The sequence below is a fragment of the Fructobacillus papyrifericola genome (genome assembly GCF_018437235.1).
GTDB lineage: Bacteria > Bacillota > Bacilli > Lactobacillales > Lactobacillaceae > Fructobacillus > Fructobacillus papyrifericola.
Genome location: NZ_JAAMFJ010000001.1, coordinates 268,828 through 292,433, shown reverse-complemented (window position 1 = coordinate 292,433; position 23,606 = coordinate 268,828). Strand labels below are relative to the sequence as shown.

Annotated in this window: 20 protein-coding genes, 1 other RNA gene and 1 pseudogene; 7 read left to right on the top strand and 15 right to left on the bottom strand. The window is 50.8% G+C overall.

The window, feature by feature from the left end; all coding sequences use genetic code 11:
- Positions 1–120: 120 nt before the first annotated feature.
- Positions 121–1,260 carry a THUMP domain-containing class I SAM-dependent RNA methyltransferase gene (locus G6R28_RS01315; RefSeq protein WP_213792441.1) on the bottom strand — a complete coding sequence of 380 codons (1,140 nt, stop codon included), beginning with the start codon at positions 1,258–1,260 and terminating at the stop codon, positions 121–123.
- A 25-nt stretch (positions 1,261–1,285) separates the two neighbouring features.
- Here G6R28_RS01315 and G6R28_RS01310 point away from each other — a divergent pair, with 25 nt between their 5' ends.
- Positions 1,286–1,585, top strand: a complete 300-nt coding sequence (locus G6R28_RS01310; protein WP_213792440.1) for a hypothetical protein — start codon at positions 1,286–1,288, stop codon at positions 1,583–1,585.
- 17 nt (positions 1,586–1,602) lie between these two features.
- On the opposite strand, the gene G6R28_RS01305 is transcribed toward G6R28_RS01310, so the two are convergent.
- The 5 genes from G6R28_RS01305 to G6R28_RS01285 form a co-directional block, all read right to left on the bottom strand.
- Positions 1,603–2,301 carry a DnaD domain protein gene (locus tag G6R28_RS01305; protein WP_213792439.1) on the bottom strand — a complete coding sequence of 233 codons (699 nt, stop codon included), beginning with the start codon at positions 2,299–2,301 and terminating at the stop codon, positions 1,603–1,605.
- A 61-nt stretch (positions 2,302–2,362) separates the two neighbouring features.
- Positions 2,363–3,673, bottom strand: coding sequence for an asparagine--tRNA ligase (gene asnS / locus G6R28_RS01300; RefSeq protein ID WP_213792438.1), 1,311 nt, complete (start codon positions 3,671–3,673; stop codon positions 2,363–2,365).
- Between the two features lie 57 nt (positions 3,674–3,730).
- Positions 3,731–4,924 carry a pyridoxal phosphate-dependent aminotransferase gene (locus G6R28_RS01295; protein ID WP_213792437.1) on the bottom strand — a complete coding sequence of 398 codons (1,194 nt, stop codon included), beginning with the start codon at positions 4,922–4,924 and terminating at the stop codon, positions 3,731–3,733.
- A gap of 1 nt (position 4,925) precedes the next feature.
- On the bottom strand, positions 4,926–5,450 hold the full coding sequence (locus tag G6R28_RS01290) for a hypothetical protein (protein WP_213792436.1): 525 nt from the start codon (positions 5,448–5,450) through the stop codon (positions 4,926–4,928).
- Positions 5,451–5,640: 190 nt separating this feature from the next.
- On the bottom strand, positions 5,641–8,061 hold the full coding sequence (locus G6R28_RS01285) for an exonuclease domain-containing protein (protein ID WP_213792435.1): 2,421 nt from the start codon (positions 8,059–8,061) through the stop codon (positions 5,641–5,643).
- A 166-nt stretch (positions 8,062–8,227) separates the two neighbouring features.
- Here G6R28_RS01285 and mvk point away from each other — a divergent pair, with 166 nt between their 5' ends.
- From mvk to fni, 4 genes are all read left to right on the top strand, one after another.
- On the top strand, positions 8,228–9,157 hold the full coding sequence (gene mvk / locus G6R28_RS01280; RefSeq protein ID WP_213792434.1) for a mevalonate kinase: 930 nt from the start codon (positions 8,228–8,230) through the stop codon (positions 9,155–9,157).
- 70 nt (positions 9,158–9,227) lie between these two features.
- Entirely contained in the window at positions 9,228–10,187 is a 960-nt protein-coding gene (mvaD, locus tag G6R28_RS01275; RefSeq protein WP_213792433.1) for a diphosphomevalonate decarboxylase, read from the top strand.
- Entirely contained in the window at positions 10,180–11,208 is a 1,029-nt protein-coding gene (locus G6R28_RS01270; protein WP_213792432.1) for a mevalonate kinase family protein, read from the top strand. Before mvaD ends, G6R28_RS01270 begins: the two co-directional genes overlap by 8 nt.
- Before the next feature lie 20 nt (positions 11,209–11,228).
- Positions 11,229–12,269 (top strand): type 2 isopentenyl-diphosphate Delta-isomerase, encoded by a 1,041-nt coding sequence (gene fni, locus G6R28_RS01265; RefSeq protein WP_213792431.1) that lies wholly within the window; start codon positions 11,229–11,231, stop codon positions 12,267–12,269.
- A 48-nt stretch (positions 12,270–12,317) separates the two neighbouring features.
- Here the strand turns inward: fni and G6R28_RS01260 are convergent, their stop codons facing one another.
- The 5 genes and pseudogenes from G6R28_RS01260 to recU all read right to left on the bottom strand — a co-directional run.
- Entirely contained in the window at positions 12,318–13,244 is a 927-nt protein-coding gene (locus tag G6R28_RS01260) for an aldo/keto reductase (RefSeq protein ID WP_213792430.1), read from the bottom strand.
- A gap of 128 nt (positions 13,245–13,372) precedes the next feature.
- Positions 13,373–13,739: RNase P RNA component class B (rnpB, locus tag G6R28_RS01255), an RNA gene on the bottom strand.
- A 43-nt stretch (positions 13,740–13,782) separates the two neighbouring features.
- Complete coding sequence (gene gpsB, locus G6R28_RS01250) at positions 13,783–14,154, bottom strand: cell division regulator GpsB (protein ID WP_213792429.1); 372 nt, start codon at positions 14,152–14,154, stop codon at positions 13,783–13,785.
- 139 nt (positions 14,155–14,293) lie between these two features.
- The gene (locus tag G6R28_RS01245) at positions 14,294–14,863 is read right to left on the bottom strand and encodes an SLOG family protein (RefSeq protein WP_213792428.1); all 570 of its coding nucleotides are present in this window, start codon (positions 14,861–14,863) and stop codon (positions 14,294–14,296) included.
- 110 nt (positions 14,864–14,973) lie between these two features.
- Positions 14,974–15,582, bottom strand: a pseudogene (recU, locus tag G6R28_RS01240) (Holliday junction resolvase RecU); the annotation flags it as partial.
- Positions 15,583–15,743: 161 nt separating this feature from the next.
- Here recU and G6R28_RS01235 point away from each other — a divergent pair.
- On the top strand, positions 15,744–16,811 hold the full coding sequence (locus tag G6R28_RS01235) for a branched-chain amino acid aminotransferase (protein ID WP_338017257.1): 1,068 nt from the start codon (positions 15,744–15,746) through the stop codon (positions 16,809–16,811).
- Between the two features lie 61 nt (positions 16,812–16,872).
- Here the strand turns inward: G6R28_RS01235 and G6R28_RS01230 are convergent, their stop codons facing one another.
- The 3 genes from G6R28_RS01230 to dnaG all read right to left on the bottom strand — a co-directional run bounded on the left by G6R28_RS01230 (position 16,873) and on the right by dnaG (position 20,809).
- Complete coding sequence (locus G6R28_RS01230) at positions 16,873–17,427, bottom strand: QueT transporter family protein (protein WP_213792425.1); 555 nt, start codon at positions 17,425–17,427, stop codon at positions 16,873–16,875.
- Between the two features lie 140 nt (positions 17,428–17,567).
- The gene (gene rpoD, locus G6R28_RS01225) at positions 17,568–18,860 is read right to left on the bottom strand and encodes an RNA polymerase sigma factor RpoD (protein WP_213792424.1); all 1,293 of its coding nucleotides are present in this window, start codon (positions 18,858–18,860) and stop codon (positions 17,568–17,570) included.
- 8 nt (positions 18,861–18,868) lie between these two features.
- Positions 18,869–20,809: a DNA primase gene (gene dnaG, locus G6R28_RS01220; RefSeq protein ID WP_213792423.1), complete on the bottom strand. Its 1,941-nt coding sequence runs from the start codon at positions 20,807–20,809 to the stop codon at positions 18,869–18,871.
- A 252-nt stretch (positions 20,810–21,061) separates the two neighbouring features.
- On the opposite strand from dnaG, the gene G6R28_RS01215 reads away from it, so the two are divergent.
- Positions 21,062–22,801: a mucin-binding protein gene (locus tag G6R28_RS01215; RefSeq protein WP_213792422.1), complete on the top strand. Its 1,740-nt coding sequence runs from the start codon at positions 21,062–21,064 to the stop codon at positions 22,799–22,801.
- A gap of 325 nt (positions 22,802–23,126) precedes the next feature.
- Here G6R28_RS01215 and hdcB read toward each other — a convergent pair whose 3' ends face one another.
- Positions 23,127–23,600 carry a histidine decarboxylase maturation protein HdcB gene (gene hdcB / locus G6R28_RS01210; protein WP_213792421.1) on the bottom strand — a complete coding sequence of 158 codons (474 nt, stop codon included), beginning with the start codon at positions 23,598–23,600 and terminating at the stop codon, positions 23,127–23,129.
- Positions 23,601–23,606 lie beyond the last annotated feature (6 nt).

Sequence of the window (23,606 nt, the reverse complement as noted above, 5' to 3'; positions counted from 1 at the left end):
AAATAAAAGAAATTCGAAATCACACGGGAATTTTAATCAAAGAAAAAAAGACCGCGCCCGCGATCTTTTGATAATTTTGAATTGTCTTGGTTGAATTTTACTATACCAATTTAGCTTAAATTATTTTTTAGCCAAGGGTTTTGCCCAGTATTGGAAGTAGTCAACGCGCAGCTGACCGTTATACAGTTTCCGCTTTTTTGTCGCCTTTTGTCCGTAGACTTTTTCAAAGGACAAATCGGAGGTCAAAATGTACTTGGACCAGTGGGTCAAGGGACGGTAGAGTTCCCCCATCACCTTGTAAAGTTTCTCGGCCTCCTCCAACTCACCCAGACGTTCACCGTAAGGAGGGTTAGCGACTAAGACACCGCTTTCACTTTCCGGCCGCCAATCGGCCAAATCCATTGTTTCAAAGGTAATGTCTTGTGAAAGCCCAGCGTGCTTGGCGTTTTCCTTTGCAATCGCCACCATGCGAGGGTCGATATCGTAACCATGGATGTCCAGTTCACTTTCGTAATCGGCCTTGTCCTCGGCTTCGTCACGAATCGTATCGGACAGCTCCTGGTCAAACCAGTCCATCTTTTCGATGTCAAAAGTCCGCGTCAAGCCAGGGGCCAGGTTGCGGCCAATCAAGGCTGCTTCAATGGCCAGGGTTCCAGATCCACAGGTTGGATCGACAAAGGGCAAGTCCTTTTTCCAGTTAGTCAGCAAAATCAGGGCAGCGGCGAAGTTTTCCTTCAAAGGCGCCGCCCCCTTTTCGACACGGTAACCCCGCTTGAATAGCGAAGGACCGGTCGTGTCTAAGACCAGCATAACTTGGTCCTTTGCAACCATCACTTCAAGTTGGGCAAAGAAGCCGTTTTCGGGCAGCCGGGTCCGCACGTGATAAGCCTCTTGCAGCTTCTCAACGATGGCCTTCTTGGTGATTGATTGAACGTCTGGCACCGAGTGCAGAACCGACTTTTGCGAACGGCCAGCCACGGGAAATTCCGAATCATAGTTCAGATAATCTTCGACCGGCAAGGCCTTGATGCCCTGAAAGAGTTCTTCAAAGGTTTTGGCCTCAAAGGAACCAATCACGATTTTGACACGGTCGGCAGTCCGCAGCCAGAGGTTGGCCCGGAGTATGTCTGCCTGGGTTCCTTCGAAGAAGACCCGGTAGTTATCAACCCGGACATCGTAGCCCATGTTTTTTAGTTCCTGGCCGACAACGGATTCCAAACCCGCCGCAACCGTAACCATTATGGTGTATTTCTTTTCCATCTTTTTCCTTTATAATAAAGCTATTATGAATGTATTTGACTTCTTCTCGCTAACAACCTACATTGACGGTCAAACGCCCCTTTACGGGCAATCCGATGAAAGTCGTGACCACATCCTGCCAATCACGGCCCTGCGCTTTTTAGAAGATGACAGCCAGGTGGCCTTGGTTCTGAACAAGAGCGGTCGCCCGCTCTCCCTCGAACAGGCCCAAACCAGACTTTCACAAGTCGGCGACAAGGCCAATCTCTTCTGCCTAATCGCTGACAAGGCGACGCCCGTTTTAGGCTTTCACCAAAACGAAGACGGCACGATTGTCATTAAATAGCCAAAGAATTCAGCAGCTTACAGGTCATCTAACTTAAAGATGGGCACCGTTGGCTGCTTTTTTACTGCCGCCTGCTTCTGCGTCGATTGGCTCTTGGCATTGTAGTGCACTCCGCGTCGCCGTTCCTTTTCCAGTTGGACGGCCTGGGCCGAGTTCAGGTTGGCCTTTTGCCAGTTAATCAAGATACTCTCAATGTAGCGCAGTGACCGCGCGTTATTAGCGATGGCTTCGCGAATCGCTAAGACCATCATGTTCGGATCAAAATGTTCGATATCAAACCACTGGTTAATCGTCTGCAGCTCCATTGGCGACAGAGGTCGACCAAACTCGCCCTGCAAAACACGGACAACTTGGCGCCGGCTCTGCTCACCAGTTGACACAACCGGGTTATCGACTTTGACGGCCTTACCGGACAAGAGCTTGTCAAACAATGGGGTAAAGTCAAAGTACTCCTGGCGATTGCCAAGGTTGGAGACCGTCATTAAGTCCCGTTGGACAAAGCCCTTCAACCGTTCGGAAACGGCCTGCTCGGTGACTTTCATCGTGGCCGCCAAGAGCTTTGGGCTCGCCTGGTCGCCCTGGTTTTGCAGGCGGGTGATTTGTAAGTAGATGACCAAGTCGTCATTATCGAGACCGATGTCTCGGTAATGGCTCAGTAGATAATTGTGGACAGCGGTCTGTCCAGCGTTTAATAAGGTTTTGACGTTCTCTTCCATCCATCGACCCCTTTTCGTAGAAAAGCGCCCAAGTCCTGCCTGGGCGCTTTTTGATTTTCGATTAAGGACGCAAGCGGTGCGTCATTCGTGGGAATGGAATGGCTTCCCGAATGTGCTCTTCGCCAGTTACGAAAGTCACCATGCGTTCCAGACCAAGTCCAAAGCCAGAGTGCGGCACGGAACCAAACTTCCGCAAGTCCAGGTACCAGTTGTAGTCTTCTAGGCTCTGACCCTCTTCTTCGATCCGTTGCTTCAAGTAGTCGTAGTCCGTATCACGTTCGGACCCACCAATGATTTCACCGTAGCCTTCAGGGGCCAACAAGTCAGCCGAAATCACAACGTCTTCGCGTTCTGGGTGGCGCTTCATGTAGAAGGCCTTGATGGCCTTCGGGAAGTTCACGATAAAGACAGGCTTTGAGAAGTGGTTAGCCAAGAAAGTCTCTTCAGGTGAACCAAAGTCAACACCCCACTCCACGTCAAAACCATTGTCCTGCAAGAGCTTGATGGCATCATCGTAGGAAACACGTGGGAATGGCAATTGTGTGTATGAACGCAAGAGTTCCTTGTCACGGCCAAGCAAGTCCAATTCCTGCTCGTTTTGTTCCAGGACTTTTTCAATCAAGAAGGCCACGTAGCGTTCCTGCAATTCCATGGAAGCATCTTGGTCGTAAAAGGCCATTTCCGGCTCAATCATCCAGAATTCCGTCAAGTGACGACGAGTCTTGGACTTTTCAGCACGGAAGGCAGGACCGAAGGTGAAGACCTTTGAAAAGGCCATGGCACCGGCTTCGGCGTAAAGCTGACCGGTCTGTGACAGATAGGCATCTTGACCGAAGTAGTCCGTTTCGAACAATTCGGTCGTTCCTTCAGGAGCTGAACCCGTCAACAAGGGCGCATCCAACTTAATGAAGCCTTCCTTGTTGAAGAATTCGTAAGTGGCCGCAATCAGGGTGTTGCGAATCTTCAAGGTTGCAAAGGGTTTGATGTGACGAAGGTAGAGGTGCCGTTCGTCAAAGAGGAATTCCGTTCCGTGTTCCTTTGGCGTGATGGGGTAATCGTGTGATTCGCCAATGACGTCAATCTTGTCGATCTTGATTTCATAACCAAAAGCGGAACGTTCATCAGCGTGAATGACACCGTAAACGTACATGGACGTTTCCTGCTTCAGTTCCTTAGCCGTTTCAAAAACGTCTTCAGGCACGTCAGCTTTGGCAACCACTCCTTGGAAAAAGGCGGAGCCGTCACGCAACTGCAAGAAAGCTATCTTACCGGAGCCACGCTTGTTACGCAGCCAAGCACCAATCTTAACCCGCTGGCCAACGTATTCTGGTGCATCCTTAATTTGAATTGTCGGAATTTGTTCTTCTGTCATATCCTCTCGGGGGAAACCCCCTCCTCCTTCGGTGGTTTACTGGCCAAACGGCCGGAATTAGTCTTTTGTAATGAAGCGTTTAATCCGCTTAAGCGCCTCGTTAATGGCTGCTTGGTCCTTTGCGTAGGACAGGCGCAGGTAGCCTGGCTTGCCGAAGCCTTCACCGGCTGGCAGAGCGACTTTTTCTTCTTCCAAAAGTACCTTGGCAAAGTCGGCAGAAGAATTCAAATGAAGTCGCTTCAACAGCTCATCTTCAATCTTAATAAAGAAGTAGAAGGCTCCTTCTGGCTTGTCGGAAACGGTCAGACCCGGCAGCTCTTGAATGGCTGCATAGGTCGTATTCAACCGCTTCTCGAAGACCTGGCGAATACTTTCTACCATCTGCTGATCACCGGTCACGGCCGCTTCGGCAGCGGCCTGAGCAACGGCAGTTGGATTCGACGTCATGTGGCCAAGGACCTTGTTTAGTTCGGCAATGATTTGTTCGTCCGCCAAGGCCCACCCGATTCGCCAACCGGTCATCGAATAGGATTTGGAGACCCCGTCGACAACGATTAACTTTCGATTATTTAACTGAGCCAAAGAAAGGACGGAAGTAAAGTGAGCACCGTTGTAGACCAAGCGGCCGTAGATTTCATCGACGATCAAGAAACAGTCGGCTGCTTCGGCCCAATCCAGAATGGCCTGGAGTTCTGCTTTGCTGTATAAGACCCCGGACGGATTCGTCGGGTTATTCAGCAAGATTACCTTGGGCTTTTCGTCCAAGGCGTTCAGTGCAGCCACCGTCAGCTTACCAAAGCGGTCGTCGCCCAGGGCTTCGAAACGGCCCCCGGCTAGCCCAACCTGTTCGGCGTACGAAACCCAGTAGGGCTTGGCTGCAACGACCAAGTCCCCTGGATTAACCAGAATCTGGCTCAAAGCATAGAGCGCCATCTTCGCCCCGGTCGTCACCGTCACCTGCTTAGCTGACAGTTCTTGTCCCGTTAGCCTTTCAGCCAGTTGCGCAATTCCTTTTCGTAACGAGAGGGTGCCGCCCACTGGCGTGTAAAAGGAGGTCTGCCCGGATTGAATGGCCGCCACCGCTGCCGCTGCAATCGGCTTTGGCGTTTCAAAGTCCGGCTCGCCCATCCCCAAATTAATCACGTCTTCACCGGCAGCTGCCATCTCCTTGGCCTTCTTTGAGACCGCCAGCGTGGCGGACGGCTGAAGCGCCTGGGCCCGCTTTGAAAATTGTTTTTCATCGATGGCCATCTTAGATACCGTTCACGGCCCGGTAGACCGTTCCATTCTTGTAATCAATCGTTAGGTAGTTCAGGCTGCCGTCCTTGGCCTGGTAAGAGAGCTCCCAAACCAGCGTGTTTTGGTATTCGGATAGGTTGGCCGAATAAATTCGCTTGGACTGGTAATCATTTTTCAACAACTGCTTGATTTGATTACGCGTCAAGCCATTGCCGTAGTCAAAGACGTGAACCTTCTTTTCCTTACCGTGGATGATGGCAACTTTGGACTGGCCGTTTTCACTACCCAAAACGGCGTAAGTTGAGCCATCCCGGTAGTCGACCGTCATGTCATGAAGATTGGTCAGGCTGGTCTTCTGCTTCACCACGGCCTGCACGTTGCTTTCGGCCTTTGCCATTGGCCTTAGGGCCATGTAGGCGTAAAAGGCGAAGGCGGCAAAGAGCAAGATGAAAATTGTCAGGGCGATCACGAAGAACTTTGACCAAGAAAAACGCCTTGGTCGCGCCATGTTCACCCGTAAATTATCGTGTATTTCCATGAGGACCTCTCAAAAAATTGCTCTACTGTTAAATATTATAGCAAAAATCGCCCGCTAATCCCGCTAAAATTCAGCGATTTCAAGGCAAATTCAAAAAAGCTTTTAAAAGCAGCCCTCCCCTCAGACACCACTTCTCAACCAGCTCCCACAAAGAATAAAAAAAGACAGTTTTCACTGTCTTTTTCAATCGTTATTTGCTGTCTTTTAAACTGTCGACTTTGGCAATTCGACGGCCAGCATTCAAGACCTTCAAGTGGTCTTGAACAAAGTTAGCCTGCTTTTGACTAAGCGAGGCCAGCAACAAGGATTTTGGATCCTTTTGCATGGCAATGATTAGCTGCAACAAAGCCTCCTTATCGAGCCAACGGTTGGCTCTAGGCAACACCACCACCTCTGGTAAAGGAAGGCTCTGTTCGGCCAATTCAGAAAGTAAGGCCGGTGTGGCTACCAAGATGGACCGTTCTTCGCCAGAGGCCTGCCAGGCAGCCTTTTTCAAGGGAGCCGACAGGTCCTGACCATAAACGACGTAATGGTCACCATACTGGTTGGAAAGCTTATAGTACCAATGCTTCATGGAGGAGAAATCCTCGGCCAAGAAGAGCAAGTGCTTACGCCCAGCGGCAAAGACCGCCTGAATTTGCTTGTCTTCGTTGCGCTCAGCAGATAAGACCGTCTTTAACTGATGATCTTCGTCTGGCTTGGGTAGGCCCTCTTGTTCTTGAACAATCCCCTTTGGCGCGTCCGTTAAGAAGTCCTTCAGGTCACTTGGATAAAAGGAAGCCATGACCAGTAACTGACTGATTTGCTTTAAGAAGTACTTCTGGTAAACCAGCCCCTCCTTCACCGCAAAAGTCAGGTCCTGCTGCTTCTTTTCATCATCAATCTGCCAGTAGGTTTGCTTGATTGTCTCCTGGTGAGCCGCTAGCCAGGTGAGCTTGGCCCGCTTTTCGTTTAAGTCATAGGCCAGCAACTTGGTTGAGAAGGCTTCCTTGTCGGCTAGCTCTTCGATAGCTATCAGTCGGTCTAGGATAGCCTTTGCAGCTCGCAGGGCTTCCTTTTCCTTTAACTCCCGATCAATCTTTTGGCAGGCCACTGACCAGTTGTGCAGGTTGACCTGCCAGACGCCCCTGGCCTTTGCCGGTAGCTGGGCGGCTTGATCGGCCAGTCTTGCAACCTGGTCTTGATAAAAGCCAAGGGGCAAAGTCAGCCCCAGGCTCTTTTGGATGGCGGCTTGCAGACCGACCGGCTTTTCCAAAATGACGACCGGCTTTTCCTTTTTCCCCTGGGCCAGATTGAGCTTCTTGGACCAGGCAAAGAAGGTTTCGTAGGTCGAAAGTACAACGTCGGCCTGCTTGGCTTCTTCATAAGCGGCTTGGAATGAGGCCGATTCTTCATCGGCTGCCACCGCTGCCAAATCCGGGTGGGAGCGAATCCCACGGGGCAGTTCGGCAAAGGCGGCCGTCGGCGTTTCGGACAGCCAAACCAGAATCTGGGCCTGCCAGAAGGTTCCGCCCTTATCCTTGGCCCGCTTGATGGCCGAACGGAACTTCTGCTCGTCCAAATAACCCGAAGGCTGGTAAAGCGAGGCAAAGCGCAGTCCCTGTTCGGGCAGCCACTTGGCTAACTCTGCCAAAAGTCGCTTCTGGTGGACAATCAACGAAAGGTCATCGCTCAGCAGCCAATTGGTCTTCCGGCCCTTCATAAAGAAGAGCGGTAGCAAGTAAGTCACCGTTTTCTTCAATTGTGGGGCCGTTTGCAAGACGGCCAGTTCCCGTTGACCACTTTCCAAGAGCCGGTGAACCTTGTTCATGACTTGGTTGCGGTCATCATCGACCAAAAGGTCGGACCCGAGCAAAGCGACTTTACCAGCGGCGGTGATTGGGTAGGACTGAGCCTTCGTTGTTTCAGTCCCCTTGTTTTTCCGCTGATGCTTGCGGTTTTTGCGTCTTTCAACCGTTTCTTGTACTAGGGCTACCCGTTCGTTTTCTTCAAAGGTCCCCTTTGATTTTGCGGCCATCTTCAAGAAGTCCTGACTCTGGCGGATCAGCCCCCAATCAACGGAGAGCAGCGTGCGCTTCGTCTTTTCGGGCAGGGACTGGGCCTTTTGCCAAATGGCAAAGAGCAGGTGAGCCGTCGCTTCGGCGTCGGCATTGGCCCGGTGAGCCTGGACCAGTGGCAGGTTCAGGTAGGCAGTCAAATCGGACAGGCGGTAGCCCGGTGCGGTTGGGAAGAGAATCTGGGCTAATTGCACCGTATCAATGGCTTGCAAGTCCAACTCTGGGAGACCAACCCGGGCAAATTCGGCGTTCAGATACGGCAAGTCGAAGTTCACGTTGTGGGCAACGAAGACCTGCCCCTTTAACAGAGCCTGCAGAGATGGAGCCAACTCTTCAAAGAATGGCGCGTCTTGCACGTCTTTTGGCGAAATATGGGTTAGCTGCTGAATCTTCTTATCGATGGGTTGAGCCGGATTCACAAAGGAATCAAAATGCTCCACAATTTTTTTATTTTTCACAAAGGTCATCCCGATTTGGATGATTCGCCCACCGTTTTCAACAGACGGCGAGGTCGTTTCCAAATCAACAATGACAAAGGCGGCTGATTCTTTCATCAGGTCTCCTTTCACTAGTCACTAAGTGCTTCTTCGAAAATCTTTTCTATAAAAATACGGAAAAGTCCTTAAATTTACTAATTTATCGAAAAGCACCGGTTAGTCCCATTTTACACTACTTAGGACTGTGCGGTACAATATGTTTAATTAATTGGAGTCTTTAAATATGATAAAACATGCTAATGGCAGCGGCAAAGCACATGCCAAAGCCATCCTAATTGGCGACCACGCCGTTGTCTATCAACAACCGGCCGTCGCCATCCCCCTCTTAAATCTCGAAGTAACCGCCTGCTTCCAATCACTAGAAGAAAGTCAGACCATCATCTTGTCTGGCCAGGCCATCGAATTAAGCGACCTCGGTGCTGATCTCGAAGGCATTCGCCAGCTGATTGTCGCCCTCCTCAAGGATCACGATCAAAGCGAGTCCGGCTTCCTCCTCGAAGTCGCCTCCAACATCCCCCAGGAGCGCGGTTTCGGCGCTTCGGCTGCCCTGGCGACGGCCATCACCCGCGCCTTTTTCGCCTGGCAGCAGAAGCCCCTTTCAGAAGAGAAGCTGCAGCACTACACGACTTTGGCCGAAAACATCTCCCACGGTTCGCCTTCCGGCATTGATGCCGCAACCGTTTCTTCCGAGGAGCCGGTTTGGTTTCAAGACCACCGCTGCTCAACTTTTGAAACCAGTCTGGACGCCACCTTGATCTTGGCCGATACCGGCGTGCGGGGACAAACCGTCCGGGCCGTCAACATCGTCAAGGAACAGCTGAAAGAGCACTATGACGAAAGCTGGGCTGCCATCAGTCACTTAGGCAAGTTAGCCTACGCCGTCAAGGAAGCCTTGGTCGAAAACGACCCCGTCACGCTGGGGCAAATCTTCACTTCGGCCCACCACGACCTGCAGGCTCTGCAGGTGTCGCATCCCAAATTAGACCAATTGGTCGCTGCCGCCCTTGAGGCTGGTGCACTGGGTGCTAAGCTAACCGGATCAGGCATCGGCGGGGCCATGTTTGCCCTGGCCGAAAACGACAAAGAGGCCGAAAAAATTGCCCGAGCCCTGGCTAAAGCCGGTGCTCGAGAAACTTGGATTCAACCGCTTTAATTGAGAGCATCATCATTTTTTAAAATAGTAAGCAAAAACGCCACCCTTCACCCAAAAAGAGGAGTCGCTCATGACTGATAAAAAAGGCCAAACGGCCATTGCCCATACCAACATCGCCTTCATCAAGTACTGGGGAAAGGCAGACCCAAAACTGAACTTACCCACGACCTCTTCCTTGTCCTTGACTTTAGATGAGTACTATACGAAGACCCGGGTCGAAAAAGCCACAGAAGACAGCCTCTTGATTAACGAGCTGCCCCAAGATGGCAAACGGGTCCACCAATTTTTAAACATCTTGCGCGAGGAAATGGGCGACTTCCCCCCACTGCGTGTCATTTCAGAAAACCGGGTCCCACTTTCTGCTGGACTAGCCTCCTCGGCTTCCTCCTTTGCGGCTTTGACAGCTGCGGTGGCCAAGTTTAACAACTGGGATTTGTCCCTAGAGGAACTCTCCCGCCTGGCCCGTCGTGGTTCCGGATCCGCCACTCGCTCCTTCTTCCCCGGCTTTGCCATTTGGGAAAAGGGAACGGACGACGCCGACTCCTACGCCAAGGAATTCAAGACGCCCGAATTGCCAATCGCCCTTGTCGTCTGCAAGATTTCCGGTACGGTGAAAAAAGTCTCCTCCTCTGATGGCATGCGTCGGGCCCAGACTTCACCGAATTACGCAGCCTGGGTTGACGAATCTGCCCAGCAATTAGCTGAAATGAAGAAAGCCCTCTTTTCTTCCGACCTTGAACGGGTTGGGCAGCTAGCCGAGGCAAACGCCCTGGCCATGCACGACCTAAACCTAACGGCCACAGACCGTCGTTTCACCTACTTTAACCAGGACACGATGAAGGTCTTAGAACAGGTCAAGGCCCTCCGTAAAGAAGGCTACCTGGCCTATGCCACGATGGATGCCGGGCCAAACGTCAAGATTATCACCAACCAGGAGCAGGCGCCTAAAATCAAGGCCTACCTGGCTGAACGTTTCCGCAAGATTCAATTCGACATCGCCACACCCGGACCAGGAATTTCCTATGAATAACAAACACCGCTTTCACATTCCCGGCAAGCTCTTTCTAGCCGGCGAATACGCCGTTACCAAACCAGGCCAGCCCGCTGTCCTCACGCCCGTCGACCGGGGCCTTCAAATCGAAGCCAACCTTTCAGCCGGCTCAACGGGTCAGATCATTCTCCGTTCCGATCAGTACGAGGCAGCCTACCAGACTTCCTGGGCAGCGGTTTCGGCCATTCGGGCAGCCGACCTGGAAACGGGTTCCTGGACCTTTGTCCGTGCTGCCATGGCCGTCTTTTACCAAAGTCAGCAACAACTCGACTTTGACAACCTGCCCACCGTCGAACTGACCATCTCCTCTTCGATGAAGGCCAAGGAAGGCAAGCTCGGCCTGGGCTCTTCGGCTGCTGTGACCGTCGCCATCGTGCTCGCCTTACACGCCGCCCACTTAGAAGATGACGACCGCCTGGCCGTTTTCAAAGAGGCCGCCTTTGCCCACTACCTGGTGCAGGGGTCCGGTTCCCTTGGCGACATTGCCACGGCCGCCTTTAACCAAACGATTTTTTACCAGGCACCGGCTTGGTTAGCTGATCAAAAGGCCTTTGAGCCAAGCGACTTTACTAACTTGGATTGGTCACTTTTGGCAATCGACGCGCTGGAGTGGCCAAGCAACTGGTCCTTTGCCATTGTGGCTAGTCGGCAACCGGCTTCCACCCGGAAGGCCTTGGCGCAAAAGATTGATTTAGCTCCACTCTTCGAGCCTTCTAAAAAAGCCGTTTTAGCCGTTAAGCAAGCCATCGAGGCCAGCGACTACGAGGCGCTAAAGAAGGCCTTGAACGAGAACCAGCAGCTCTTGATTGAGACTTTGCCAGAGGGCTACCAGACTGAAAAACTGGCTACTTTCTTGCAGTTGTTAGACCGTCTTGATTTGGCTGGTAAGATTTCCGGTGCCGGCTTTGGCGATAACGGCTTTGTCGTTGGTGATCAAGCCCACTCCCTTTTCCCTATGAAAACGGCCGCCCGGGTGGCCGGCCTAACCGTCATTGATTAAAAAAAAGAGGTCCTTTTGCCATGCAAACGCCCCACTCCAATCGAAAAAACGAACACCTGTCACTGGCGACCAAGCTCTGGCGGGACCAGCAAACCCCTGTCATCGGCCCTTCCTTTGACGATGTTCGCTGGCTACCAAGTCCCCTAAAGGACCTGGCCGTCAGTGAAGTTCATCCATCCGTTCAGCTCTTTGACCAGACTTTTGACTGGCCCTTTTACATTGAAGCGATGACCGGTGGCTCAGAAGCCACAAAGCGGGTCAACGCCGATTTGGCGACTGTGGCTCGAAACACTGGGATTGCCATGGCGGTTGGTTCGCAATCGGTGGCCTTAAAGGATAGCCAGCAGGCCGACTCCTTCTCCGTTGTTCGAAAAAAGAACCCGGACGGCTTTTTAATTGCGAACCTAGGCGCCGACCATCCCATTGAAAACGTGAAAGCGGCCGTTGCCATGATCGATGCCAACGCCATCGAACTACACGTCAACCTTGGTCAGGAAATCGCCATGGCCGAGGGAGACCGCGCCTTCTACTGGCTTGATAACCTGGCTGATGTGATTGCAAAATCTCCAGTCCCCGTTATCATCAAAGAAGTCGGCTTTGGCATGGGACCAGATCTTTTGAAGCAATTAGCCGAGCTCAAGCCGGCCGCCATTAATCTTGGTGGTGCTAATGGCACCTCCTTTGCTCAAATCGAACAAGCCCGGGATCGTCAAAAGGAGAATCCGATTGACCTTTCGGCCTTTGGCCTGTCTACGGTCGAATCCCTTCTAGCAGCCGAAGCAGCCGGGATTGATACACAGGTCATTGCAACTGGAGGCATCCGTTCGGCAAAGGACGTGGTAACTTCCTTAATGCTCGGAGCCAAGTTGACCTCTTCGGCCGGCTACTTCCTGCAGACCTTGATGGCCAAAGGCCAGGCTGGCTTGGAAGAAGAAGTCCGACTTTGGCAGCAGCAACTGCCCCTTTACATGACCCTTCTGGGTGCCAAAACAACGGCGGACTTAAAAAAGGCCAAGCGCCTCTACTCGCTTGACCTGCAAAATAGCCAAAAACAATTTTAAAACACAAAAAAGCGACTCGGCATGAGTCGCTTTTTTATTGCAAAGAAATTAGTAAGTAACTTCCTTCTTCAAGTATTCATCAGTATCGTCCCAAGTTGACACCTCATCCTTAACACCGGTATCTTCAGATCCCTTGTGCCAAGCAAAGTCTTGGTGCCAGATGCTGTGTTGTTCCTTGTTCATCGCCTTGATTTGTGCCATCTCATCTTCTGACAAGGCAAAGTCGTCAATGGCCGCATTGGCGATAATTCGCTCTTCGTGAGCCGACTTTGGAATGGTGATGACACCCATTTGATAGTCGAACCGCAGGATGGTTTGAGCGGTCGTCTTGCCATGCTTATCGGCGATGGCCTTGATGGTTGGGTCGTTCAGGGCTTCCCCACCACCGAGTGGTGACCAGGCTTCCATGGCAATACCCAAGCCGTTCATCTTGTTGAAGAGGTGCTCTTCTTGAACGAGTGGATTGAATTCCATTTGGTTAACCTGTGGCATCAAGCGGTGCAGCTTCTCCAAGTCGGCCAAGTTATCCTGGTCAAAGTTGGAAACACCAATGGCCCGAACCTTGCCCTCCTTGTAAAGCTTTTCCAAAGCCGTCCAAGTGTCCAAGTACTTGCCTTCGACAGGCCAGTGAATCAAAAGCAGGTCAACGTAGGTCAAACGCAGACGCTTCAACTGTTCGTCAAAGTTGTGCAAAGTCGACAAGTAACCCTGGTCGCCGTTAAAGATCTTCGTCGTAACGAAGAGGTCCTTGCGGTTCAAGCGGTTATCGACCAAGGCCTGTTGGATTCCGTAGCCGACACCGGCTTCGTTACCGTATTGCTTGGCAGTATCAATCAAGCGGTAGCCGTTTTTAATGGCGACCTGCACAGATTCAGCGGCCTGCGCATTGTTTGACTTCCAAACGCCCAAACCAAAGACCGGCATTGAAACGCCGTTTGATAACTTCGTTGTTTCTTGCAAAATATTGTTTGCCATGTGTTGCCTCCTTCTTTATTTCTATTCCATTGTAGAACAGATAGCGGGTGACTTTCAAACCCGATTTTCGCGTTAACCGTATCTTTTTCCAAATAAAAAAGCCCGCTTACGCGAGCTCCCCGACAGGTATCTGTAGGCCATGTTTTGTTCCAGTTAGCAATGGGGAAACACTAACCTTCAGTAATCATCTATCTAAGCATTGCTGCCATACCGACCATCGTTTCAATTCACTAGGTCAGCCGCCCCTACCAAAGTTTGGGTTGCCCGCTTGTGGGGTTTACCTCGTCTCAAGTTCCAAGCTTTCACTTGGAAATACGTTTCTATGGCACCTTCAGGCCTAATAGGACATAGCAAAGCCTTAGCCCGTTCGACCGCCGTCGTGCAAAGCACGCCTGGGTTTATCGTTTATCCCAGCACAAACACTACACTCATCGCAGAGTGTGCGAGCATGGACCTTCCTCACACCGGATAACCGGTGCGCAATTACTCGATACCTGCCAAAAGCCAAGGGCTTTCAACGTTATTTATCGGTTGTTGCTTAAGCTTGGTGATCCGTTCCGAAAACGGCCCGTTCCAAGTTTGCCACACGCTTGATCAAGTCAAGGTTAGTTGGCGCTTCTTCCTGTACAGGAGCTGCTGGTGCAGCTTCAACTGGCGCAGCGGGTGCAACCGGTGCCTGTGGGGCAGCAGCCTGACCACCGGCCAATTGGTTTTGTGCTTCCTGCAAGGCGTTTTGCAATTGACCAACTTGGTCTTGCAATTCCTTGATGCGCTTCGTGAAGACACCGTAATCTGAAATGATGCCATCCAAGAAGTCATCAACATCTTCGGGATCATAACCAACGCCCATCCGCTTTTGCTTAAAGACGCGGTCGTAAATATCTTTTTGCGTGTACTTTACTTGTGCCAAAAGAGTACTCCTTTGAATTCATTCTTTGAATTAATTTAATCATACCAGTAAAGAACCGAGTCGGCAAGTTTACCAGGCTAATCAATAGGTCTATTGTCTACTTTCTAGATTAAATGAGCGCTAAAGTTTAGAATCGCTGCTAGCTATTCCACTTTTCCTCGTTGATGGCCTCTTGATAGTCGTTGGCGTATTCCTGCAGGTCTTCCATATCAATCCGATTGACTGGATAAGGGGCCTTTTCTTGAAAAGTCGTCATCGCCCGGTCATCATAGGCCGGCTTCCCCTCAAAGTCCTTGTCGTAGACCAGCACCGCCCCATCGCTGTGCTCCAAAATAAAGTCCTGGTAGCCTTGCAACTGAAAGGGTCCCTGGTAGTCGCCCTTATAAGTAGCCGCAAAAAAGTCGGCCTGGCTCTTGGCCTTAGCTAGCTTGGCCTGGTTGGCCTCCTTCCAGTTCTTACCAAAGTCTTCAAAGGGCACAAAGACAGCCAACTGCAGCTGCGGGTAGTCCGCCTTCAGCTCGGTGGCCAAGTCGGCCGCCCAGAGTTCGACGCCGGGCTGCCCACCGGTAATCAGCCAGTCCATCCCCTGCTCCAACTGCTCAACTAGGCGCTGCTTCAAGGCGTATTTCAAGACGGCGACCTTGGGGTCGTTATCCTTAAAAACTCCCAGCTCATAGGCCCTGTAACCCGTTACCCAAATCCGACTCATAAGCGCCGCTCCGAATCTGAATCAGCCCTGCTATCTTTTCCAAAAGTAGCTTTTGCCTGGTCAGCCCCAGCCGTCTTCCTCTGTGGCCGATCCGAGCGAATCCCAGCAGCCAGGTCAGCCAAATAGTCGTCGACGGCCTTCAGATAGTCCAGCGAAGGGGTCAGGCTGGCTGGAACCAGATAAGCATCCGCCTTTAATTCGGCATAGGAAAGCGACCGGTGCCCTTCCAAGCGCTGCCAGGCAGCCACCAATTCCGGTGCCGGATAAAGGTAGGTCTCGTCTAGCGTCGTAAACTTAACCAAGAGGAAGCCAACGCCCCCCTGGGAAACCACGTTGGCCAGGTGGCGGACCTGGTGCTCGTGAACGTTTTTCATGGGAAAGGAGGTCTTATTCTTGGTTTCCTTGGCGTCAAAGTCCAGGTAACGGCCTTGGTAAACTCCGTTGTAATCGGTCGTTGACGGTCTTTGAAAGTAGGCCTCGGTAATTTTAGCAGCCGATCGGGCTGGGTAGTCGACTTTGACAATGGTAACCGGGGTCGGCTTCTTATAGATCACGGCCAGGTGGTCGGCCAGGTAGTAGTCGTTGGCCGCGTTGATCTCATCTTCGAGACCCATCCCTCGCTTTCCGAAGGTCAGTCCCCGCTTGGACTGCTTGCCGGCTTTGATTTGATTGGAAACGGACGAACCAGCATTGTGCACGCCCTTTGGATAGTTCACCATGGTTTCCTCCAGTAAAATTCTTCTTTCTTCATTTTAGCATAGGGCAGACAGACAGCGAATCTTTCATTTAGCTGCCCCTGGCCAAGAATTCCGGCTCAAAAGGACCAAGCAAGTAAATTCTTTTCTGAAAACTCTTGACATTTTCTCATTTTATTTTAATAATAGACCAAAGTACTCAGGAAAGAAGGCAGACTATGAGCAAAGCAAAAGCAGCAGACATCGATTTTAACTCCCTCGACTTTTCCTATAAGGACCTTCCCTATAGTTACCAGGCTGAATACCATAACGGTAAGTGGGAACCGGGCGAACTGACGACCGACTCCAACATTTCCCTTTCCGAAGCAGCCGTTGTGCTCCACTACGGACAAGAAGTCTTCGAAGGGTTGAAGGCTTACCGACGAAAGGACGGTGGCGTGAACCTCTTCCGTCCGGACCGCAACGCCAAGCGGATGCGCAATTCGGCTGAACGCTTGCTTATGCCTGGCTATCCCGAAGCCGACTTTGTCGAAGCCGTGAAAGAAGTGGTCAAGGCCAACCAGGACTTCATCCCACCATATGAATCCGGTGGTTCGCTCTACATCCGTCCCTTCTTGATTGGAACGTCGCCAATCGTTGGGGTGAAGCCCGGTTCGGACTTTATCTTCCGCATCTACGTGACGCCAGTTGGCGCCTACTACCCTGGTGGCTTGAAGCCAACCGCCTTTGTGACCTCAGAATTTGACCGGGCTGCCCATGGTGGTACTGGTCAGGCCAAAGTCGGCGGGAACTACGCGGCTTCCATGCTTCCAGGCGAAGAAGCCCACCGGGCCGGTTTCTCAGAGGTGGTCTACCTGGATCCACGCGAGCACCACTACATTGAAGAGCTCGGTTCCGCCAACTTCTTCGGAATCACCAAGGATGGTCAGTTCAAGACACCAAAGTCGCCGTCCATCCTGCCATCGATCACCAAGTTCTCCCTGCTTGAACTGGCCGAAGAAATGGGCATGCACCCGGTTGAAACGCCAATCGGCATTGATGAACTGGACCAGTTCGCCGAAGCCGGGGCCATGGGAACCGCCGCCGTCATTTCACCGGTTGGTTCCATCACCCACCAGGGCAAAAAGCACGTCTTCTACTCGGAAACCGAAGTTGGCCCAAAGACCCAGGCCCTCTATGACCGCCTGATTGCCATCCAATATGGGGACGAAAAGGGTCCTGCTGGCTGGGTTGTCGATGTTCCATTGAAGTAATCAAATCTAATCCACCAAAAAAGTCGTCGAAGCATGCTTCGACGACTTTTTCATTGTTTTCTTACTTAGCTAAATCAACAAACTTTGACAAAGCGTAAATCACGATTCCACCTACAGCCAATGAGGCGAATTCGCCCGGCACCAGCATCAGGTAGAAGGACAACCAGTTGGCCCAGATGGAACCCGCGTGGTCAGGCGGGAAGGAACCAGCGGCGTTGATGGCAAAGGCGAAGGTGAATTCGGCTGCCAAGATGGCCATTCCAACCGTCAAAACCGAAATCGTTGAAATGATGATCTTCATCAAGGCTGATCCCACCTTGCGCGTCAAGTAATAGGTCAAAGCCGTCATGATGACCGTGTCCAAGGTTCCAAAGACCCAGTCAATCCAACCCATGGGTGATACCAAGTTGGCAATCAAGACACCCAGTGACAAAGCAACGATGTAGCGCTTGTTCCAGGCGGCCAAGTGGTTCAGCCCTTCGGACAGACGGAGCTGCACGGGCCCAAAGCCAATTGGGGCCACCATCATGGTCACCGCTGCATACAAAGCAGCGACAACCGCCGTCAAAGTCAAGTTCTGTGTTCGCGAAAGCGAACGCTTATCCAATTGATTCATAAATACTCCTAGTTTTGTTTTCGCGGGATGGTCGACGAACCGCGGATTTGTGTGGTGACTGCCACCCGACTTTCACCGGGTCTTAGTCATAAGAAAATCCGACCGGAGTCGGATAATCAAAATCTTTATTAGACAAAAAATTAGTTTTCGTCCATGAAGTCCTTCAAGTGCTTAGAGCGGCTTGGGTGGCGGAGCTTACGCAAGGCTTTGGCTTCAATCTGACGGATTCGTTCGCGGGTAACCCCGAAGACGCGACCGACTTCTTCCAAAGTACGGGTGCGGCCGTCTTCCAAACCGAAGCGCAAACGCAAGACGTTTTCTTCACGGTCAGTCAGGGTATCCAAGACGGATTCGAGCTGGTCACGAAGCATTTCGTAAGCGGCTGAATCGGCTGGTGACACCGCCTCGTTATCCTCGATAAAGTCACCAAGGTGGGAGTCGTCCTCTTCACCGATTGGCGTTTCCAAGGAAACGGGTTCTTGGGCAATCTTCAAGATTTCGCGAATCTTGTCGGCCGTCAAATCCATTTCGGCACCGATTTCTTCAGGGATTGGTTCACGACCAAGGTCTTGAAGCAATTGACGTTGAATACGGATCAACTTGTTGATCGTTTCCACCATGTGGACCGGCACTCGAATCGTCCGGGCCTGGTCGGCGATGGCACGTGTGATGGCCTGACGGATCCACCAGGTGGCGTAAGTGGAGAACTTGAAGCCCTTGGTGTAGTCGAACTTGTCAACGGCCTTCATCAGCCCCATGTTTCCTTCTTGAATCAAGTCCAAGAACTGCATGCCACGGCCAACGTAGCGCTTGGCGATGGAGACCACCAAACGGAGGTTGGCTTCGGCCAATTCCTGCTTGGCTTCTTCGTCACCGGCTTCGATGCGCTTTGATATTTCGATTTCTTCGTCACCCTTCAGCAAAGGCACCTTACCGATTTCCTTCAGGTACATGCGGACGGGATCGTTAATCTTGATTCCGGTAGCGGCATCGGCGGCTTCTCGTTCCTGTTCGGAAGGCTTGTTTTGCTTGGCCTTCAAGACTTCGGGTGCGGGTTCACCCTTTTCGTCGACGATGGCAATGCCGGCGTCTTCGACTTTTTCCATCAGACGTTCGATGTTTTCGGAATCCAAGTGGAAGGGTTCTGAAATACGCTTTGACAATTCCGCGTAAACGATTTGCTTAGCGGGCTTGTACTCCTTCAGCAATTCACGAACCGCTGCATCGTACTTCTTTGACTTGATTGGGCCAGACTTCTTGGCCGGCTTCTTGGCCGGTTCGTTCTTGGCAATTTCAGCGGCCTCTTCCGGCGTCTTTCCCTCGGCCAAGGCCAAGAGTTCGGCCTTGCGCGCACGGTTGTGATAGGCGATGTGGTTTTCGTCTAAATATGCCTTAATATCGGAAATCTTACTTGAACTTGTAATCTTTGCCATGTTTTCTCCTATTGCGAAAAGTGCTCTTTTTTCAGATTGATGAGTTCTGTCATTAGTGTAATCAGCGCGGCATCATCGTGCTGGTTCTTCGCTTGGGCAATCTTTTGCTGCAAGTTTTTAAGCTGGTCTTCGTACGGGCCAACCCGGATAATTACTTCCATGTAATCCTTGGCGGCGTCCCTTTGCGGTTCGAGCGTCCCAAACTCCCGGTCCATTGAAAGCAGCTTCTGACCCAAATCCGGCTTTTGGACGTAGTCCATGAAGGCCGCCAGGTCAAAGTCGCCACTGCCATGTTCCTTGGAAAAGGCATCGTAGAGAAGCAGGAGCAACTGGTATTCGGGATGAACAAAGGAAAAGTCCGGCCGTTCATCGACCAGCTGCCGAATCGCCGGCGACTTAATCATTGCCATCAAAAGGGCCCGCTCGGCTTTTTCAACCCGCGAGATCTGCGGCTTAGGCGCGTCCTGCCAATTCGGCACCGAAGCACCCCGGCTGCCGTAGTCAGAAGCCCCTGCCAAGGGATCAATGTCTGGAATGAAGGAATCATCCCAGCCTGAAGCAGCTTGACCTGGACCAGCTTGACCCGGGTTAAAGCCAGGCGCTTGACTAGCGTTCTGTGGTCCCTGACCCCCTTTCGGGTGAGCAGCCAAGTAGTCCTTGAATTCGGACTGGAGCGATTCCATCGAAGAACCGTAATCCTCACTAATCTTCTTTAAGAAGTAGTCCTGTTCAACGGCCGAAGCCGAAGAAAGAATTGGCCAGACTTCCTTTAAGAAGTCTAAATACTGAGCCTGGTTTTGCAGATTCTTATCTTGCTTGGCCGCGTTAATCAGATACTCGGTTGGCGTTTGAGTGGCCTGAGTCAGCGCCTGCTTCAAGGCTGGCAAGCCAAGCTCCCGACGCACCTCGTCCGGATCTCGGTTATCAGCCAAGGCAATGACACCAATCTCGACCTGAGGCGTCACCGAACGAATCAGTGGAATCGACCGTTTAGCCGCCTTCTGTCCGGCTGCATCGCCATCATAAACGAGCGTAATCTTGTCATTTAACTTGGTCAGGGCTTTCACATGGTCCTCAGTCAAAGCCGTTCCCATGGTGGCAACGGCGCCGTCAACCCCGGCCATGGCCGCCGAAATCACGTCCATGAAGCCTTCAAAGATCATCGCAGGTTCACCCAAACGAATGGCCCCCTTGGCCTGGTCCAAGTTGTAAAGCAACTTTCCCTTATTAAAGAAGGGCGATTCCGGTGAGTTCATGTACTTGGCCGGATTATCCGGATCAAGGGAACGACCGGAAAAGCCGAGCACCTGACCGCGATCGTTTTTAATCGGCCAAACAACACGGTTATTGAAACGGTCCCGGGTCAGTTCTCCGTCCCGCTCGATGAAGAGTTCGGCTTCGGCCATGACTTTTTCATCAATGTTGTGCTCACGGGCGTAGGAAAGCAGCACGTTGTTGCTTGGCACAAAGCCAAGGCCGTACTGACGAATCGTTTCCTCGTCCAGCTGCCGGTCATCCTTTAAATAAGAAAGGGCCTGCTCGCCAGCCGTCGTGTTCAGCAAGATGTGCGTGTACAACTTCTGAGCAGCGTCGTATAGCTCGTAAATCTTTTGAAACTTTTCCTGCCGGGCTGAGGGCTGACCCTGGTACTTGTCCAAGCCCGTGACACCTTCATCTTCGGCCAATTTCAAGATGGCCTGCGGATAGGTATAGCCCTCTTTTTCCATCAAAAATGAAAAAGCCGTCCCGGACCGTCCACAAGAAAAGCAGTGGAAGACCTGCTTCTTATCGTCGACAAAGAAGGAGGGCCTGCGGTCTTCATGGAAGGGACAGGAACCGTTCCATTCCCGGCCCCGCTTCACCAGCTGAGTGTACTGAGAGACCAGGTCTACCAAATTGGTCTGGGCGCGAACTTCGTCAATAACGGCTTGTGGAATGCGTTCTGCCATGGTCCCTCCCTTCCAATTTAGGGCGTACTCCGCCCATAAATTCTGTCAATCAACTAGCATCTATTATACGGGTTTTTCTAGACAAAAGTCAAAGGCCACTCATCACATAGACACAGTAACGATAGCCTCTCCACTTCGTCACGTAATATTTAAAATAAAACTATTCTAAATTGTTCCATTTTCGAAATAAAAGTAATATAATGTGGTTGTAGATAGATTTAGAGTAAATCTAAATAAGCAAGGAGGCTTCTCATGCTTAACAATTTAAAGAAAAATTCTACACAGCTTGTTAATCGCAAGCTTTTACGTAAAGTAAAGAAAAACTGGGTTGTCGTATCAGTTGTAACGCTCGGACTACTTGGTTCAGCAAATGTGATGACGAATCAAACGGTCTTGCCAAATACAACCACCGTTTCAGCGGATAATAGCGATTTAGGAATCTTTGCTAATGAAGATTTTACTTTTACTAGTGGTACCTCACTCTTCCAGTTTGGTGCTGCGGGCACATATTCTGGAACACTTAGCAACGCGGGCATCCAGTTCCCTTCTGATTTAATTTCAAAAGACGATATGAACGTTACCCCTGTCCGGACGATTCATTTTCGGAATTATAGTGATAAAAACAATCCGAATGCCGCTGATATTAAAACGGTCACTCAAAACGCAAACGAATTACTTACGCGCTATGTGACGACAAACAACGCAAGAACCGCCCTCTCAGGTGAAGGTTTCGGTCCGTTCGGCCTTGCAGCAAACGATGGTACTGGTACCACTAAAGCAAGTTCAGACGGCCTGTACCACTTTGATAGTTTAGCCATCCCTACGATTGAAGGTTACTCCAATGCCGTGGATGCAAATGGCAACGCCATTTCTTCAGTGAGCGCGGGCAGCGGTTCCATTGCTACTTTCGATTCAATTCCTAACCACAAAGACTACGGTACGCAATGGACGGCTAGTCACCACAACACCCAAAACGATGTCTACGTCTACTTGAAGAATCACCAATCAACCGTCAACAGTAATACGGCCAACCTTCCTGAAAACATCAAGGATCAGCTGACCAAGACAGTTTCTCGAACGGTCACCCTCAAAGGACCAAAGGGCGAAAACCTTGGCTCCCAAACGTTGACGGCAACCTTCAGTGGTTCGGCTGAATACGACTGGAATAACAATACTCTAGGCAACATTACTTGGACCGAGGATGGTAACGCACCAAGCTACAGCATTCCAAGCCAAATCACGAACGGTAATGTCACCTACAGCAACCCAGATTCAACTTCGGATGTGACGCTAAACGACGTTAGCCAAAACAACAATAACGTGACCGTCACCTACAAGACTTCAAAGACGCCGATTAATGCCAACAACGCAGACGGACACGAAAGTGATGTTGTTAAGACCTTCAAGCGTACGGTCCACTTCGTTGACACCAAGGGTCATCAAGTAAAGCCAGATCAAGTTGAAACAGTTACCTTTACCCGTGAAGGTGATTTGGATGAAAACGGAAACTTCACGGCAACGTCAAACTGGCAGACAAATAATGACACCTTTGCCAAAGTCGACGACACGGTATCGGGTTATCACGTTGTTGATGGAACGGAAAACGTTGCAAAGACCGTAAAGGCAGATGATACTGATACGGATTCATCAATCACAATCACCTACGATACGGATGAAAATCCTGTTCCAACACCAGTCAACCCAACACCTACACCTACACCAAACAATAACGGTGATCATGGCAACGGTGCTAACGGTTCCAATAACAACAATAGCAATGGCGGCTTCAAAGTACCAAGCGCTGTATTGCCAAGTACGAATGGTGATAACAGCGGCCAATCTGTTAACACGAAGCACAGTCAGTATGTAGCTGGTATCTTACCAAGCACTGCAAAGCGCACTGAAAAATTTGCAGTTCCTGCTACATTCTTATCAGTAACTACTGCATCACTTGCTCTCTTCTTTACTCGTTCGAAGAAAAATGAACAGTAAATTTTGAGACAATAACCATATGAAAAGTACGTATCATAAGATGCGTGCTTTTTTACTATTTTCTTATTCCAACCCTTCATCACTTGATGAAGGGTTTTTTGTTAGACTGTAGGCAGAAATTGGCCCAGCCAATTTCAAAACTTGAGTCGCGCTACTCCCGCACTCGAGTTCTCCTTTCTTTAAGTTTTGCATTTGGTTTCTGACCAGATGCGCACCTCCTTTCCAGCAGCGGGTTCGCCCTTTCCCAGGCGAATCCGTTTTTGTGTGCAAAAGGCAACACAAAAGGACCAGTTCAAACGAACTGGTCCTTTTCGAATCATTCCAATTATTTACCAGCTTTTGGTAATACAGGATTTAAGGAATCATAATCATGTTGGGAAATCTGCCCCGTCTGCAATTGATAACGAAGCTGATCGATGAGTTCCGCGTGTTCAGAATCCACTAAAACATTGTTTTGCAAGGGTTGTGTACCATTGTAATCAGCCTTGTAGATTGACTTTGGGTCCAGTGATTGGGTAAAGTCGAACACCCGCCCCTCATGAATCCCGTGTAAGGATAGCTTAATCGCCGGGCATTCAAGTACCAGCGCCCCATCTGGAGCACCGGAAAGAAACGTTGTATGAATTGCTTTGTCACGGGACGTCTTTTCGAATTGATTTTTACTCTCAATATAGAGAAAGTCCGAATCAAAATAAACCGCCGTCTCTTTCCCCTTTTCGTCAATTCCAAAAAGGATCTTTTCAGGATTGATTCGCTTTTCTTGAAGCATACGTTTCACTTGTTTTTGAAAATTATCCATTGATTA

Bases quoted from the DNA above. Each gene is read 5' to 3' on its own strand.
- G6R28_RS01305 (WP_213792439.1), bottom strand. From the start codon at position 2,301: ATGGAAGAGAACGTCAAAACCTTATTAAACGCTGGACAGACCGCTGTC.
- rpoD (WP_213792424.1), bottom strand. From the start codon at position 18,860: ATGGCAAAGATTACAAGTTCAAGTAAGATTTCCGATATTAAGGCATAT.
- G6R28_RS01285 (WP_213792435.1), bottom strand. From the start codon at position 8,061: ATGAAAGAATCAGCCGCCTTTGTCATTGTTGATTTGGAAACGACCTCG.
- asnS (WP_213792438.1), bottom strand. From the start codon at position 3,673: ATGACAGAAGAACAAATTCCGACAATTCAAATTAAGGATGCACCAGAA.
- dnaG (WP_213792423.1), bottom strand. From the start codon at position 20,809: ATGGCAGAACGCATTCCACAAGCCGTTATTGACGAAGTTCGCGCCCAG.
- G6R28_RS01215 (WP_213792422.1), top strand. From the start codon at position 21,062: ATGCTTAACAATTTAAAGAAAAATTCTACACAGCTTGTTAATCGCAAG.
- hdcB (WP_213792421.1), bottom strand. From the start codon at position 23,600: ATGGATAATTTTCAAAAACAAGTGAAACGTATGCTTCAAGAAAAGCGA.
- G6R28_RS01260 (WP_213792430.1), bottom strand. From the start codon at position 13,244: ATGGCAAACAATATTTTGCAAGAAACAACGAAGTTATCAAACGGCGTT.
- G6R28_RS01245 (WP_213792428.1), bottom strand. From the start codon at position 14,863: ATGAGTCGGATTTGGGTAACGGGTTACAGGGCCTATGAGCTGGGAGTT.
- G6R28_RS01315 (WP_213792441.1), bottom strand. From the start codon at position 1,260: ATGGAAAAGAAATACACCATAATGGTTACGGTTGCGGCGGGTTTGGAA.
- G6R28_RS01310 (WP_213792440.1), top strand. From the start codon at position 1,286: ATGAATGTATTTGACTTCTTCTCGCTAACAACCTACATTGACGGTCAA.
- mvk (WP_213792434.1), top strand. From the start codon at position 8,228: ATGATAAAACATGCTAATGGCAGCGGCAAAGCACATGCCAAAGCCATC.
- G6R28_RS01290 (WP_213792436.1), bottom strand. From the start codon at position 5,450: ATGGAAATACACGATAATTTACGGGTGAACATGGCGCGACCAAGGCGT.
- G6R28_RS01230 (WP_213792425.1), bottom strand. From the start codon at position 17,427: ATGAATCAATTGGATAAGCGTTCGCTTTCGCGAACACAGAACTTGACT.
- mvaD (WP_213792433.1), top strand. From the start codon at position 9,228: ATGACTGATAAAAAAGGCCAAACGGCCATTGCCCATACCAACATCGCC.
- G6R28_RS01295 (WP_213792437.1), bottom strand. From the start codon at position 4,924: ATGGCCATCGATGAAAAACAATTTTCAAAGCGGGCCCAGGCGCTTCAG.
- fni (WP_213792431.1), top strand. From the start codon at position 11,229: ATGCAAACGCCCCACTCCAATCGAAAAAACGAACACCTGTCACTGGCG.
- G6R28_RS01270 (WP_213792432.1), top strand. From the start codon at position 10,180: ATGAATAACAAACACCGCTTTCACATTCCCGGCAAGCTCTTTCTAGCC.